The organism is Pontibacter arcticus, from assembly GCF_003284895.1.
Classification (GTDB): Bacteria; Bacteroidota; Bacteroidia; order Cytophagales; family Hymenobacteraceae; genus Pontibacter; species Pontibacter arcticus.
In genome coordinates this window covers 2,501-17,588 of sequence record NZ_QMDV01000003.1, presented here as the reverse complement: position 1 = coordinate 17,588, position 15,088 = coordinate 2,501, and the positions used below count along the sequence as shown (strand labels likewise).

The window sequence follows — 15,088 nt, the reverse complement described above, 5'->3', positions numbered from 1 at the left end:
AAATTAAAAATCGTAGCCCAAGGTCAGGTAGAATTTAGGGCCGTTGCGCTTGTAATCTTCTTCGCCCCAGGCTACATCCAGTTTACCATAAACGCCCAGTAAAGTGGTACGGGCACCAAAACCGTACCCGATCAGGAACGGGTTGCGGTAGTTGGTCACAATTACTTCGAAGGGGTCGTTTTGGGTTGGACTGGTGCGGCCACCTACTACGCGTGTGCTAAAAGAATTGCGGCCTGTAAAAGGGTTAGAGCCGCTGTACGCCGAGCCCGCATCTGCAAAAGCGGTTAGTTGTAAGTTTCGGAAGAAGCCGGACGGAATAGCGCCATTAAACAGGTATTGCACAATCGGGATACGAAGTTCAGCATTGGCCATCAGGTGTTTATCGCCGTTTCGGGCATTAAAGTTAAAACCCCGGAGCGGCGTTACATATTGCAGGTAAAACAGGTCGGCCGGCGATTGAATTACAATGTCATTTATATCGGATTCTTCGTCTTCGTTCGCGATCAGCCAGTTATCCATACCACCAATTAAGAAGCGCTTAGGCGAGTTGCCAAAAAATGCGCCATAACTTATACGGGTTGCCAGCACAATCTGGCGGTGCAGTTTCTGGTAGTGCCTGAAATCAACATAAAACTTATTAAAGTTCAGGTCGGAGTCCTCAAAGCCTTTTAAAGAAAGCAAACCAACCTTAAAGCGTGTACCTTCCAGCATATTTACGCCCGTTGCCACCGAGTTATCATACACCAGCTCCACATTACCGCCGCCAAAATTTGTTACACTATCGGGCGTGGCCAGGCTGTTAACAATAGTAGAGCGGGTATTTACAAATTTTGGCTTTACGCGTAAACTGGTACTATAGCTTAGCGGGTACACCAGCACAGGGGAGAATTCATTTTTCGATAGCCTATATATTGCTCCTGTTTCGTCATCAGGTGATAAAATGATATCGCGGTTAAATTGCATGCCCAGGTCTACCCGGTTTTTCAGGTTCATGTATTCTGCGGCAAAGCGGCTTGTTTCCAGATCGGTGCGCAAAAAGGCCGAGCCCCGGATGTGGTGGTTCTCGAACAAATCGCTCATATTTACGCCAGCCACAAGGCCAAAACCCAGCATCGGATCGGCATACACAGAAGTCGTAATTTCCTGCATACTGAAACGCAGATCATAGTCGAGGGGGCCGGATAACTGCGATGCGGCAGCTACAGCGCCGGCCCGGCGCACAGCAGGTTTCGGTTTAGGTTCTTCCGGTTCGTTTCCGTTATCGCCATCAAACTGGTAGTTCTCGATATTTACTTCTGCCCGCGTGCGAGTGGTGTCCTGCTTTTTCTGCTGTTCTGCGAGCAGGGCGCGGGTTGTTGCTGCCGTTACAGCATTCTGGGCGGTGCGGGCGCGCGTCTCCAGTATGATCTGACGCGAAGTTTTTGGCAGCTCTGCCAGCGAAGTAGCAGCAAAACCAGGAAGCAGGTATACAAAGCTGCGGCCTTTGTCTTGTGCTGTAAAGGCAAGTGTATTGGTTTCTGCATTGTAATCGTATTGCTCTATACTTTGCGCGAAACCACTAACGGCTACCGAGTTGCTATTGGCAAAATCATACTTGTAAATGCTCCGGATGCCACTTTCTTCGCCGATGTAGGTAAAGCTGCCATCTGCCTGCGCGCGCGGCCTGAACTCACTTGAAATAGTAGACGTCAGCTGGGTGTAAACGGCCGGCTGTGTTTGTGGCTGCACCTGGAAAATATCGTAGTTATTAACCAGACTGCTGAAAGTAGCTGTGCCTGGCTTACCTGCTTCATCTACCCAACGGTTGGAGCTGAAAACGATAGAACCATCTTTCAGGAAAACCGGCTGAATATCATCAAACACATCATCGGTAAGCTGGCGTAGCAAAGCTCCGTTAGGCCGCAGCAAGTATAAATCGCTCTGGCCAGCCTGCACGCCACTGATCACGATGGTCTGCCCATCCGGGGAATAGCTCATATCGCGTACCAGCGAAAAATCTTTTAGCGTAGCAGATGCCGTCATTAAATTCTCGAGCAGCGGTATCATGGATACGTGGTTGCGGGCGCTCACCTGCCGCAGCGTCATTTGGCCGCGGCGCGATTCCACGAAACCCAGCTGGCCGTTATTGCGCCACGCCAGTACCGGAACTGTATAATCTATCAGCTGGTCCATGCTTTTGTAGCCGCCTTTCCAAACTATGCGGCTGCGTTTGGTTTTTACTTCCTGCACGATAATTTTATACTTGCCATTGTCATTTTCGGCGTAGGCCAGCAGGGTTCCGGCCGGGTTTAGGACAGGTTCGGTATAGCTGCGGTCGTGTTTGTTTTTCCGGAAGAGCTTGGCGTTTTCGGGCAGCGCCGTTAGCGGGTTATCAGTGCGTGTATTTATCTGGGTGTAATAGTTGTGCCAGTCCTGGATGAAGCGCTTGTAGGGTATGTTCAGGCTGCTGGTAATCCCGATCTCCACATCGCGGGTAATGCGCGTGAGGTTAAGTATGTTTTGGATGGCGGTGTAGCCGTAGCGTTCGGCAATGTAGTTCCAGATGGACTGGCCGGTTTTTTCGGCATCGCGCAACATGTATTTTTCGATGCGCTTGTCGGTATCGTTCAGCAGCATATCGCGCATAAAGTTATCCATGCCAATGCTCCACCCTTCCGAAGTATAAGCTGCCGTTCCGCTGATAAACCAATCCGGTAATTTAAGCAGGTAGCTGCTTTGCAGGGCTTCTTTCAGGCTGCCCCCATACATCATGTCGTTCATCAGCAACTCGGTAAGTTTGTAGCTTACTTTGCGCTTGAAATCTGTTTGCGTGCCTTCGAAAGCGAGCTCTACTTTGTTTTTCATGAACAGCGTTTCGCCGCCCGTCTGGTACAGGTCGTTATCGAGGCCGATGTTGCTTTGCTTCAGATCAGAAGGAGAATTGTAAAGTATGAGCGTAACCTTGGCATACGGGTAATAACCAATCAGGCTGGTAATGCGCTTTAGTTCCTGTTCGGCGTAGGCTGCCGCGTTCTGGGCTGTTTTATCGCCGCCTTTGTAAAAGTATACATTAAAATTCTGGGTGCTGTAGAGTTTCCAATCGAAAGACTGGTACTGAATGCGGCTTTTGCCGAACGTATCGCGGCCTGGCTGTGCCTGCCCACTGGTGGCTGCCCCGGCCAGGAGCATACCTAAAAACAATAACCTTACAGGAAAACGCATGCGCTCAGGGTTAACGGTTATAAGCATCCGGATAACAAAGTACAGTAACCCAAAAAAGGTTTAAGCGCATAAACCGGTTATACTTACCAATTTATACTTTCCTTAAACCTCTGGTTATTCCTGCGTTTTTATATCCTTATACTTTGTGATTTATGTAGTTGTAATATAACGAAAAATACCTGGAAATGTGCACTTCTGGCAGCAACTCTCCCTGGCCTGTTAGCGCGGCCGCAAACTGCGCTGCCAGGTAAGGTGCCATCAGCACGCCTTTAGAGCCCATCCCATTAAAAACGCTGAGCTGTTTATGCTCCGGATGCACACCCGCCAGCGGCCTTCTGTCGCGCACGGCCGGGCGTATGCCTGCCCAATGGTTTGTAACTTCGAAAGGCTGGGAAGTGATCTGGCTGAAACGCTCGGCCAGTTCCTGTTGCCCTTGCGGGGTCGGTTCTTCGTCGGGGTTTCGCCAGTCGTAGGTAGCGCCTATTTTATACTTCCCACTCCCTACCGGAACAACGTAAACAGCTTTATTATAGATGCATTCGGCTTCAAAATTCTCGGTTTGTACTTCCAGCACTTCGCCTTTGGTAGGTTGTATGGGCAGCCATTTAAAGTATGGATTGTGTATAACCTGGTAGCCTTCGCAAAAAACAAGGTGCTTTGCGGCTATTGCTTTATAGGTTACGCCCTGCTCTGTTAGTGTTAGTTGCTCCATTTCGAAGCGTTCGGGCAACAACAAACCTTTCTCCAGCAGTTCGTTGGTGAGGAGTTGCAGCATTTCGGAAACCTGCAGGTAGCCGCCTTTGCCTATCATAATGCCGCCAAACGGATCCTGAATGGTGGGTTGGTTTATACTTTGGGTATGCGTTTCCAGAATGTAGCCTTCCCATTGTGTGCCGGCGCTTTTGGCCATCCAGGTATTCTGCTCCTCCACAGAAGAAAATATCTTGTAGATCGGTTTATGAATGAAGATATCCTGCTCAAAATGTGCTTCCAGTTCGTCGTAAAAAGCATCGGCGGCCGGAACAAATTCATCGGCCAGCCACGATTTTGCGAAGCGTTTGCCTGCCAACGGGTTCAGTAAACCTGCTGCCACATTGGATGCCGAACTTGGCCGTGGCTCGTCTATCACTAATACATGTTGGCCTTTGCTACGTAAGGTATGGGCAAGTATGGCGCCGGCCAGGCCGTGGCCTACCACTATAAAATCATAAATCATAAGGGCAAGATACGAGATGTACCCCTTAAATTAGTAACTTTAAGAGCCGATTTTACGGCATGCATTTAAACTGAATCAGAAAATATGAAGGTTACCTGCCTTACGTTTAATCCTTTTCAGGAAAACACTTACCTGCTCCACGACGAGACAAAAGCCTGCGTAGTAATAGACCCGGGCTGCTACGAGGCGCACGAACGCGAAGAACTGAAACAATATATCACAGATAACGGCCTGAAAGTGGAGCGCCTACTGAACACGCATTGCCACATAGACCACGTGCTGGGCAATAAATTTGTAGCTGATACCTATAAAGTTGGTTTAGAAATTCATGCTGAAGACGAGCAGGTTTTACGTTCTGTGCCAACCTATGCGCCCAACTACGGTTTTGCCATGTATGCCGAATTATTGCCAACCTCTTACTTAAAAGAAGGCGATACCATTAAGTTCGGGAACACGGAGCTGAAAGTAATTTTTGCGCCTGGCCATGCACCGGGCCACGTCGTGTTTTACAACGAAGCCGAGAAAATTGTAATTGGCGGCGATGTGTTGTTCCGGCAAAGTATAGGCCGCACCGACCTGCCCCTCGGCGACCACAACACGCTTATCCAAAGTATAAAAACAAAGCTTTTTACGTTGCCTGATGAAGTAACCGTTTACCCGGGTCACGGTCCCGAAACCACCATCGGCCACGAGAAAAAGTATAATCCATTTTTAAATTAGATACTAGATTTTAGACGCTAGATGTTAGACTTAAAATAACAAAGGACTATCAGACAAAAGATAATTGTAGCGCTTGCTTATACTTTTCAAACCTCGTCTTTTTTCCTTTGTCAAGTTTTCTTTTGTCTAGCTACTAAAATCTAGCGTCTAAAATCTGACCAGCTGCTTTCATGAAAAAACACATACCTAATGCCGTTACGTGCCTCAATCTTTTTTCGGGATGCCTGGCGTTATACTTTGCTTTTAAAGGCGAACTTGCTTCTGCCTCCTACCTGGTGGCCATTGCTGCCGTGCTCGATTTCCTGGATGGGATGCTGGCGCGCGTACTCAAAGCCTATTCCGAAATAGGAAAGCAACTCGATTCGCTGGCCGATATGGTATCGTTTGGTGTGGTGCCGGGCGTGATGCTGTTTATGCTGATCTTGCGTGCCGATAAAGCCATACTGGGTATTCCTGTTGATATACTGGCTTTTTTCGGGTTTGTGGTCACCATCTTTTCGGCGCTGCGGCTGGCAAAGTTTAACATCGATACCCGCCAGACCGATTCATTTATCGGGTTGCCCACACCGGCCTGCACGATGGTGGTCGCTTCGCTGCCGCTTATACTTTCCAGCACCGATTCTTTGGTACTTTTCGACATCATCCTGAACCCGTACGTGCTGGTTATACTTACTGCTACACTCTCGTTTTTGCTGGTGGCCGAACTGCCTTTATTTGCCCTCAAGTTTAAGAGCCTTACCTGGAAAGATAATTCGCTGCGGTTTATTTTCCTTGGTTTGTCGGTTATCTTACTGGCTCTTCTTAACTTCGCGGCCATACCGCTGATTATTCTGCTGTATATACTTTTGTCTGTTTTCAAAAAAACCTCACATACTTCAACCTCATGAAATTTATAGCTGAAATTGATGTAATGCCTCGTCCGGAGTTGTTAGACCCACAAGGTAAAGCCGTTTTACTTGGTCTGGAACACCTTGGCCTTGACCAGGTAAGTGATGTACGCATCGGCAGACATATTACCCTGCAACTGGAAGCAGAAACAGAAGCCATCGCCAACGAAAAGGTAGAAAAAGCCTGCAGCAAGTTACTGGCCAACCTGATCATGGAGTCGTACACGTTCGAGCTGAAACAAGCTTAATAGCAGCCCGAAAGACACTATTTAGTTTTAAATTTATTAACTTAGGGATGATGCCCGCGCATGCCTGGCAAGGTGGTGTGCGGGCATTATTTCTTACCTTACATTCAGCTTTCAGGATGCGGCCTCTGCGATTATTGTTTGTGTTTATGCTGTGTGTTCTCTGTGTAAAAACTCAGAAGGCATTCGCGCAAACACCTGATGCCACACCCTTTATACTTACCTGGGATAAACAGGAAAAAGTTTTCCCGACTCCGGACCATCCGGGCACCATTCCCGCTTTTAAAGGCGCCGCGATAGATCATCAGAAACGGCTACCCTACTTTCGTTTCAGGATTCCGGATGCCCGTATCAGCAACCTGTACCTGACTGCCACCACTTACGCGGCTTTTACCCCAGCAGAGCAAAAGCTTTTTGCCGGCGCTGCCATTGGCTCCGCTCCCGATGTTTATATCATCAACACCAAAGAAAACAGGTTGCCAGTAAGCCTGGTAACCATACTTCCGGTGCGCCGCAACCCGCAAACCAACCAACTCGAAAAACTGACTTCGTTCAGCTATACTTATACTTCAGGGCAAAGCACGCAGGCCGTATTTCAAAGTATAAAGGCAGCAAATTTCACTTCCAATTCCGTACTGAGCGCGGGCAACTGGTACAAACTTGCCATAACCGAAACGGGCATTCATAAGATAGATAAAGGTGTGCTGCAAAAGCTGGGCATTGATGTCCGAAGTATAAATCCTAAAACGATTCAGCTTTTTGGCAACGGCGGTGGCATGTTGCCGCAACCCAACAGCGCTCCCCGCCCCAACGACCTCCAGGAAAATGCGGTTATGGTATCAGGCGAGGCCGATGGTAAGTTTGATGACAACGACTTTATACTTTTTTACGGGCAGGGGCCGCATACCTGGCAGTATGATGCCGCTCAAAAGAAATTCAGCCACAGTTATAATGTTTACTCCGATACAGCTTATTACTTTTTGCGGGTAGGCTACGAGCCGGGTGCGCGGATTGCTGTGCGAGGCCAGGCTGCAGGCGCTACGCAAAGTATAACTACCTACAATGAACGCGCTTTTTATGAAAACGACTTGCGTAACATGGTTTTATCGGGTAGGGAGTGGTATGGCGAAGAGTTTAGTTCGTTTAACCCGGAGCGTGTTTTTCAGTTTGCTGCTAGTGGTTTGGCGCCTGGCTCTGAACTTAAACTTACGGCCGCGCTTATGGCAAATTCGTCTGTTAACAGTTCGTTTGCAGTTAAGCTGAACAACCAATTGTTAGGTTCGCAAAGTATAACCGGCCGGGGCGGCGCAGATTATCACCCGGAAGGCGTAAAAAGTACCCGAACTTATACTTTGAACCAGCAGGCCATTGGCAACGCAACCGAGCTAAAAGCTTCGGTGCAGTTTAATCCTGAAGGAAACTCGGCGGCACTCGGCTACCTGAATTATTTAGAACTGGAGTACGAACGGCAACTGCAACTTTACGGCGAGCAAACGGCTTTCCGGTCGCTGGCAAGTATGAATTCGGCTGTAAGTACCTTTACAGTTGGTGGCGCGCCGGCTGCAAGTATAATCTGGGATGTAACAACACCCACGCGGCCCGTGCTGCAGGAAACAAGTATAAACAACGGCTTCAGCTTTAGTGCGCCCACAGATGTGCTTCGCGAGTTTGTAGTGTTCCGGAATACTGCCGGTATAAAGCCAACGCCAGTAGGTAAAGTAGCGAATCAGAATTTGCATGCGCTTAACCTGAATGGCACAACTGATCTGGTTATCGTAACGCATCCGCAGTTCTTATCCGAAGCCAAACGCCTGGCCGAATACCGGAGCCGCAAAAGTAACCTGCATGTGCAGGTGGTAACCACGCAGCAGATCTATAACGAGTTTTCGTCGGGGGCGCAGGATGTTACCGCCATCCGCGATTTTATGCGTATGGTGTACAGCCGCAGCCGGAAAAGTGGCGATGAGAAAGTATACTTACTGCTGTTCGGGGATGCCTCTTATGATTATAAAAACCGCCAGCTGGTAAATACTAACTTTGTTCCGGTCTATCAGTCCAGAGAATCGCTGCACCCGATCTACAGTTATTCTTCCGAAGATTATTACGGTTTTTTGGATGACGAAGAAGGCGAATGGCAGGAAGACCTGACCGGCGACCATTTGCTGGATATCGGCATTGGCCGCTTACCGGTTAAAACACCCTCCGAAGCCGCCATAGTTGTGAATAAGATCATCGCGTACGAAAGCCCTCAGCACTTTGGCAAATGGCGTAACCAGATTACGTTTGTGGCCGATGATGCCGATTTTAACGAGCACCAGCAGGATTCCGAATTTCTGGCAACTTATTTAGAAACTACTGCACCGGTTTATACTTCCAACAAAGTATACATCGACTTGTATCCGCAAATTGCGCAAGGCAACGGCAGCCAGCGTGCACCTGAAGCCAACGCAGCTTTAGATAAAGCCATCGAACAAGGCTCGTTACTGATCAATTATACCGGCCACGGCAACGAACTTACGCTGGCTTCGGAACAGATCCTGACGATGGCGCAGATAAAAAGCTGGCGTAACAAAGACAAACTGGCTTTCCTGCTGACTGCTACCTGTGAGTTTGGCCGTTACGATGATCCGGCCCGTGCTTCCGGTGCCGAGGCAGCCCTGCTACACCCGGAAGGCGGCGTAATTGGTTTGCTTACTACTACACGTCCGGTCTATTCCTTCAATAACCGCATCCTGAACCGCAATTTTTTTAAAAGCGCTTTTGCCGGTAATGCAATCCGTTTAGGCGATGTAATGCTTCAGACCAAAAATACAAGTATAACAGATGGCTTAAACGGTGCTGGTGACGTTAATAATCGTAACTTCACCTTGCTCTGCGACCCTACGTTACAGCTCGCTCAGCCCGCGCTACAAGCGCAAATTACGCAGTTTAATGGCAAGCCGCTGGCACAGGATACATTAAGCGCTTTAGGGAAAGTAACACTGGCCGGAAGTATACTTTCTGATGCAGGTATTAACTCAGCTTTTACCGGCCAGTTGCATCTTACCGTTTACGAAAAGCCAGTTACCCGTTATACTTTGGGAGATGAGAACACAGCAAAAATGCCGGTGCAGCTCCGCGAAAACATTATTTACGATGGCAAGGCAAGTATAAAAAATGGCCTGTTCGAGGTTAGTTTTGTGGTGCCTAAAGATATTGATCCGCGGATAGGCGCAGGACGAATAACACTGTATGCATCCAATAACCAAAATGAGGCGATGGGTGCAGCCACACACTTTCTGGTTGGTGGCATAGCAAAAGACCAGGCAGCAGATAATACCCCGCCTACTATTAAAGTATACATGCAGGATGAGTCTTTTGTGTTTGGAGGCGTAACTAACAATAACCCCTTACTGCTTGCCAAACTTTTTGATGATAACGGCATCAACACAGCAGGTATAGGCACTGCCCACGAACTTACAGCAACCTTAGATGGCAAACCGGATCACCTTATTGTTCTGAATGACTATTATACTTCGGAGCCAGATACGTACCAGGAAGGCCGCATCCGATACAATTTAAAAGACCTTGCGCCTGGCCCGCACTCCCTGAAACTCAGGGCATGGGACACGCATAATAATTCATCCGAAGAATATATAGAATTTATTGTATCTAATGACTCCAAAATTGCGTTAGAACACGTGCTCAATTACCCGAACCCGTTCTCAACTAAAACTACCTTCCATTTCGACCATAACAGGGCTGGCGAAACCATCGAAATACAGGTACAGATTTTTACGGTGTCGGGTAAATTGATAAAAACACTGGAGGCAACAGCTTATAACAGCCCTACTCATTTAGCAGCGCTAACCTGGAACGGCCGCGATGAGTACAATGATTTGCTGGCTCGGGGCGTTTACATTTATAAGGTAAACATAAGGTCGCAGCAGGATGGCTCTAAAACCTCAAAATTCGAGAAACTAGTAATTTTAAATTAGTATAATCTACTAATATCTTTATATTTGATTTAGATATCACTACTCATTTTATGTATAAAAGAAGTATATTTTTCAAGGCTGCTGCATTTGCGTTTGCCTTTACCTCAGCGCAAGTTGTTTTTGCTCAAGGCACTACTGGTCAGGATAACGATGTGAGAGCAGTAACTACAGCTGTACCTATACTTACGGTAGCCCCGGATGCCCGCTCTGCTGCGCTCGGTGATGCCGGTGTTGCCCTTAGCCCGGATGCCAATTCTCCTTTCTGGAATCCTGCAAAATTAGGCTTCGTCCCAACCGATATGAGTGTTAGTTTATCTTACTCTCCGTGGCTGGCTAACATTGTAGATGATATGTCGCTGAGTTATTTATCAGGTTATAAAAAAGTAAGCGAAACATCTGCCTTATCTTTATCACTTTTATACTTTGATCTGGGAGAGCTCCAGTTTATAGATGCCAACCAACAACCTATCCAGGACTATCGCCCGAAAGAGTATACTATTTCTCTTGGGTATGGCCAGGCGCTAAGCGAAAACTTTAGTGTGGGTATCGGAGCGCGCTTTATCCACTCTAACCTTGCCGGTAACGTAAATGTGAGTGGCCCTACGCAATCCTTCGAATCTAAGCCAGGCAATACTGCTGCTGTAGATGTAGGTGTGTATTACCAGAAAGATCTGAGTCAGAAAATTAACCTGGCACTGGCCGGTAACATTTCGAATATTGGTGGTAAGATCGCCTACACCACCCAGGATGAGAAAGATTTTCTGCCAACTAACTTAAAAATTGGTACGGCAGTAACCTATAACCTGGATGCCTACAATACGCTTACCTTTGTATTAGATGCCAACAAGCTTTTAGTACCATCTCCGGGCGCTGATACTGACCAAACCGTTATAAGTGGTATTTTCTCTTCTTTCGGAGATGCGGAAGGCGGATTTAGTGAAGAAATGCAGGAAGTAAACTTATCTGGTGGTGTGGAATACTGGTATAACAAACTTTTTGCCGCCAGAGCCGGTTACTTCTACGAGAACCCTGAAAAAGGCGGACGTAAATTTTTCTCAATGGGCGTTGGACTCCGTTATCAGAAATTCGGATTGGATGCGGCTTATTTAGTACCAAACGAACAAGGAAACCCGTTAGCTAACACCTGGCGCTTTAGCCTTGCTTTAAACTTAGAATAATTTCACTTTAGAATTTGTGCATGCTTGATAGAACAAAAGCTCCCGAAGTATACGATATAGACACTATATCACTGCAACAAGGCCAGGTTACAAACCTACCAAACGGAGCAAATCTTCATATAATAAAAAGCGAAACCCAGCCTGTCATCAGGCTGGATTTTGTTTTTAAGGCCGGTAAATGGTACGATCAGCAATTAGGTGTTTCAGATCTTACGGCTAAAATGCTATTTGAAGGCACCAAAAGCAGAACGGCCAAGCAAATTGCTGAGACAATTGCTTTTTACGGAGCCTCTTTCGAAAGCAACCACGGCTACGACCGCAGTGAATTTACTTTGTACTGCCTTGCCAAACACGTAGATGAGCTTCTACCCTTGGTATTTGATGTGTTACAAAATCCTTCCTTCCCCTCACAAGAGTTCGAGCTCCTCAAAGAACGGACCATACAAGGACTCAAAGTTCAAAGGGAGAAGAATAATTACCTGGCTACACATCAAATTACAAAACAAATTTATGGGGAACAACACCCTTATATCTATGGCTTTGATGAAACAGCTTTTGATGCTATTTCTTTAGAACAGATTGAAGCATTTTATAAGCAACATTTTCAGGTAAAAGGGTTGGAAGTATTCGCCTGTGGAAGTATTGATGATAAGACGGAACAGCTTCTCATTTCTGGTATTAGTGCTATGCAGTCAGATGAAGAGATTATTGCTACTGCTCCTACCTATACTATTAACTCAGCCAGTAACAAATATGAGTTGGTACATATGCCTGAAAGTATACAATCTTCGATCAGGGTTGGTAAGCAGTTTCCTGTTATCCAGCACAAAGATTACTTAAAATTGATCTTATTGAATGAGGTACTGGGAGGCTACTTCGGTTCCAGGCTGATGCGTAATATCCGCGAAGACAAGGGCTATACTTACGGGATACATTCGGCTATATCCCCAAAAGAAACGGATACCCTATTTTACATCGGAACAGATGTGAACAGCGCTGTTACAGCCAATACAATTGAAGAGATTAAGAAAGAGATTAGCTTACTTCAGCAGGAAGAAATCCCAGAGGATGAATTGCAGACAGTTAAAAATTATATGCTAGGCAAATTCCTGAATGATATCAATACCATCTTCGACCAATGTGACCGTTATAAACGCTTAGTCTTATATAGGTTACCTGTAGATCATTACAGTAACTACGTAGCAACAATCAAACATACAACAGCTCAGGAGTTGTTAGCTTTAGCTAAGCAATATTTAAGTGTTGATGACCTCTATATCTCTGTAGCTGGCCCGAATAGTTAAGCTTCAGCTTATTTCAATAAAAAAGGGTTTCTGAATAAATCAGAAACCCTTTTTTATTGCTTGATAGATATGATTCGGATCTTCACTTGAAGATGTTGAAACAGGATAACACCCGCCGGACAAGTGTTAAACAGTTGTAAATCTGAGCTGCTGTATTTCAACTGTTGTTTCCTTGGATTGTTATAAAGCAAAATCCTCCCCGTCTACGTGGCGTAAACGGGGAGGATTTGAAGGGGTTGGCGGCCACCTACTCTCCCACCTGTGAAGGCAGTACCATCGGCGCATCCGGGCTTAACTTCTCTGTTCGGGATGGGAAGAGGTGAACACCGGAGCCATAGCCACCATTATCGTTGTGCAGTCTTGGTTGCACATAATGGCATAAGTTATTTGACTTTTGGGAGAGAGCAAGAAGAGGCGGGCCGGTTGTAAACCGGATTCTTCAAGCCGAAGCTTATAGAGAACGCGCCCGGGCAATTAGTACCGCTCGGCTGTGCTGTTTCCAGCTTTACACCTGCGGCCTATCAACGTCATCGTCTCTGACGGCCCTTACAGGGAGATCTCATCTTGGGGTGGGTTTCGCACTTAGATGCTTTCAGCGCTTATCCCATCCGAGCGTAGCTACCCTGCGCTGCCGCTGGCGCGACAACAGGTACACCAGAGGCTCGTCCAACCCGGTCCTCTCGTACTAAGGTCAGAACCCCTCAAATCTCCAACGCCCACAACAGATAGGGACCGAACTGTCTCACGACGTTCTGAACCCAGCTCGCGTGCCACTTTAATCGGCGAACAGCCGAACCCTTGGGACCTTCTCCAGCCCCAGGACGTGACGAGCCGACATCGAGGTGCCAAACCTCCCCGTCGATATGAGCTCTTGGGGGAGATCAGCCTGTTATCCCCGGCGTACCTTTTATCCTTTGAGCGATGGCCCTTCCATGCGGAACCACCGGATCACTATATCCGCCTTTCGGCCCTGCTCGGCTTGTAGGCCTCACAGTCAAGCACCCTTGTGCTATTGCGCTCTACGCACGGTTACCAAGCGTGCTGAGGGTACCTTTGAAAGCCTCCGTTATTATTTTGGAGGCGACCACCCCAGTCAAACTACCCACCAAACACTGTTCCCCCTTCTAGGAGGTTAGGCTCCAAGCAACTCAAGGGCCGTATTTCAAGGATGGCTCCATGACGCCTAGCGACGCCACTTCACAGCCTCCGGCCTATCCTACACATGAGTTACCCAGAGTCAATGTTAAGCTATAGTAAAGGTGCACGGGGTCTTTCCGTCCCGTTGCGGGTACTCGGCATCTTCACCGAGACTACAATTTCACCGAGCTCACGGCTGAGACAGCGCCCAGATCGTTACACCATTCGTGCAGGTCGGAACTTACCCGACAAGGAATTTCGCTACCTTAGGACCGTTATAGTTACGGCCGCCGTTTACTGGGGCTTCGATTCAGAGCTTCGCCTTGCGGCTAACCCCCCCTCTTAACCTTCCAGCACCGGGCAGGTGTCAGGCCTTATACTTCATCTCTCGATTTCGCAAAGCCATGTGTTTTTGTTAAACAGTCGCCTGGGCCTTTTCACTGCGGCTTCTTGTATTGCTACAAGGAAGCGCCCCTTCTCCCGAAGTTACAGGGCCATTTTGCCGAGTTCCTTGGCCGTGATTCACTCGAGCACCTTAGGATTCTCTCCTCGACCACCTGTGTCGGTTTGCGGTACGGGCGGCTACATATTTAAACGCTTAGCGGGTTTTCTTGGGAGCCGGATTAGGGACATTATCTCCGCGCCCGAAGGCTTGGAGTACTATCAGCTTTCAGCAAGACTGGGGGATTTGCCTCCCAATCCTATACCTACGGCCTTTAACGCACTATTCCGTCAGTGCGCAGTCCTTTCACTTCTCCGTCACCGCATCGCTATATGTAGCCGGTACTGGAATATTAACCAGTTGTCCATCGACCTGCGCTTTCGCCTCGGCCTTAGGACCCGACTAACCCTGATCCGATTAGCGTTGATCAGGAAACCTTGGTCTTTCGGTGTGCGGGTTTCTCGCCCGCATTATCGTTACTTATGCCTACATTTGCTTTTCTAAAAGCTCCAACGCCCCTGACAGGACGCCTTCACCGCCGTTAGAATGCTCCCCTACCACTTATACAATGTATAAATCCATAGCTTCGGTGCCATGCTTGATGCCCGATTATTATCGATGCCCTGTCGCTCGACCAGTGAGCTGTTACGCACTCTTTAAATGAATGGCTGCTTCCAAGCCAACATCCTGGCTGTCTAGGCAACTGGACCCCCTTTGTTCAACTTAGCGTGGACTTTGGGACCTTAGCTGATGGTCTGGGTTCTTTCCCTCTCGGCGCAGG

General features: G+C 47.7%; 8 protein-coding genes and 2 rRNA genes (1 of these 10 only partly in view). 6 read left to right on the top strand and 4 right to left on the bottom strand.

The genetic code is table 11. The features are described from left to right. Nucleotides 1-3: 3 nt before the first annotated feature. Entirely contained in the window at nucleotides 4-3,201 is a 3,198-nt protein-coding gene (locus tag DP923_RS09605; RefSeq protein ID WP_112306216.1) for a PD40 domain-containing protein, read from the bottom strand. Between the two features lie 136 nt (nucleotides 3,202-3,337). Beyond that, nucleotides 3,338-4,417, bottom strand: coding sequence for an NAD(P)/FAD-dependent oxidoreductase (locus DP923_RS09600; protein ID WP_112305660.1), 1,080 nt, complete (start codon nucleotides 4,415-4,417; stop codon nucleotides 3,338-3,340). An 84-nt stretch (nucleotides 4,418-4,501) separates the two neighbouring features. Here DP923_RS09600 and DP923_RS09595 point away from each other — a divergent pair, with 84 nt between their 5' ends. The 6 genes from DP923_RS09595 (at nucleotide 4,502) to DP923_RS09570 (ending at nucleotide 12,728) form a co-directional block, all read left to right on the top strand. Continuing rightward, the gene (locus tag DP923_RS09595; protein WP_112305659.1) at nucleotides 4,502-5,137 is read left to right on the top strand and encodes an MBL fold metallo-hydrolase; all 636 of its coding nucleotides are present in this window, start codon (nucleotides 4,502-4,504) and stop codon (nucleotides 5,135-5,137) included. Nucleotides 5,138-5,307: 170 nt separating this feature from the next. Continuing rightward, nucleotides 5,308-6,024, top strand: coding sequence for a CDP-alcohol phosphatidyltransferase family protein (locus DP923_RS09590; protein WP_112305658.1), 717 nt, complete (start codon nucleotides 5,308-5,310; stop codon nucleotides 6,022-6,024). Continuing rightward, nucleotides 6,021-6,272, top strand: a complete 252-nt coding sequence (gene purS, locus DP923_RS09585) for a phosphoribosylformylglycinamidine synthase subunit PurS (protein ID WP_112305657.1) — start codon at nucleotides 6,021-6,023, stop codon at nucleotides 6,270-6,272. The genes DP923_RS09590 and purS overlap by 4 nt, the downstream gene beginning before the upstream one ends. Nucleotides 6,273-6,319: 47 nt before the next feature. Next, nucleotides 6,320-10,246 carry a type IX secretion system sortase PorU gene (gene porU, locus DP923_RS09580; RefSeq protein WP_239020990.1) on the top strand — a complete coding sequence of 1,309 codons (3,927 nt, stop codon included), beginning with the start codon at nucleotides 6,320-6,322 and terminating at the stop codon, nucleotides 10,244-10,246. 50 nt (nucleotides 10,247-10,296) lie between these two features. After that, nucleotides 10,297-11,424, top strand: coding sequence for a type IX secretion system outer membrane channel protein PorV (gene porV, locus DP923_RS09575; protein ID WP_112305656.1), 1,128 nt, complete (start codon nucleotides 10,297-10,299; stop codon nucleotides 11,422-11,424). A 20-nt stretch (nucleotides 11,425-11,444) separates the two neighbouring features. Further along, nucleotides 11,445-12,728: a M16 family metallopeptidase gene (locus tag DP923_RS09570; protein WP_112305655.1), complete on the top strand. Its 1,284-nt coding sequence runs from the start codon at nucleotides 11,445-11,447 to the stop codon at nucleotides 12,726-12,728. Nucleotides 12,729-12,962: 234 nt separating this feature from the next. Here DP923_RS09570 and rrf read toward each other — a convergent pair. Both rrf and DP923_RS09560 read right to left on the bottom strand, forming a co-directional pair. Continuing rightward, nucleotides 12,963-13,074: ribosomal RNA gene (gene rrf / locus DP923_RS09565) — 5S ribosomal RNA — on the bottom strand. Between the two features lie 108 nt (nucleotides 13,075-13,182). Further along, nucleotides 13,183-15,088, bottom strand: a 23S ribosomal RNA gene (locus tag DP923_RS09560) (it continues 989 nt past the right edge of the window).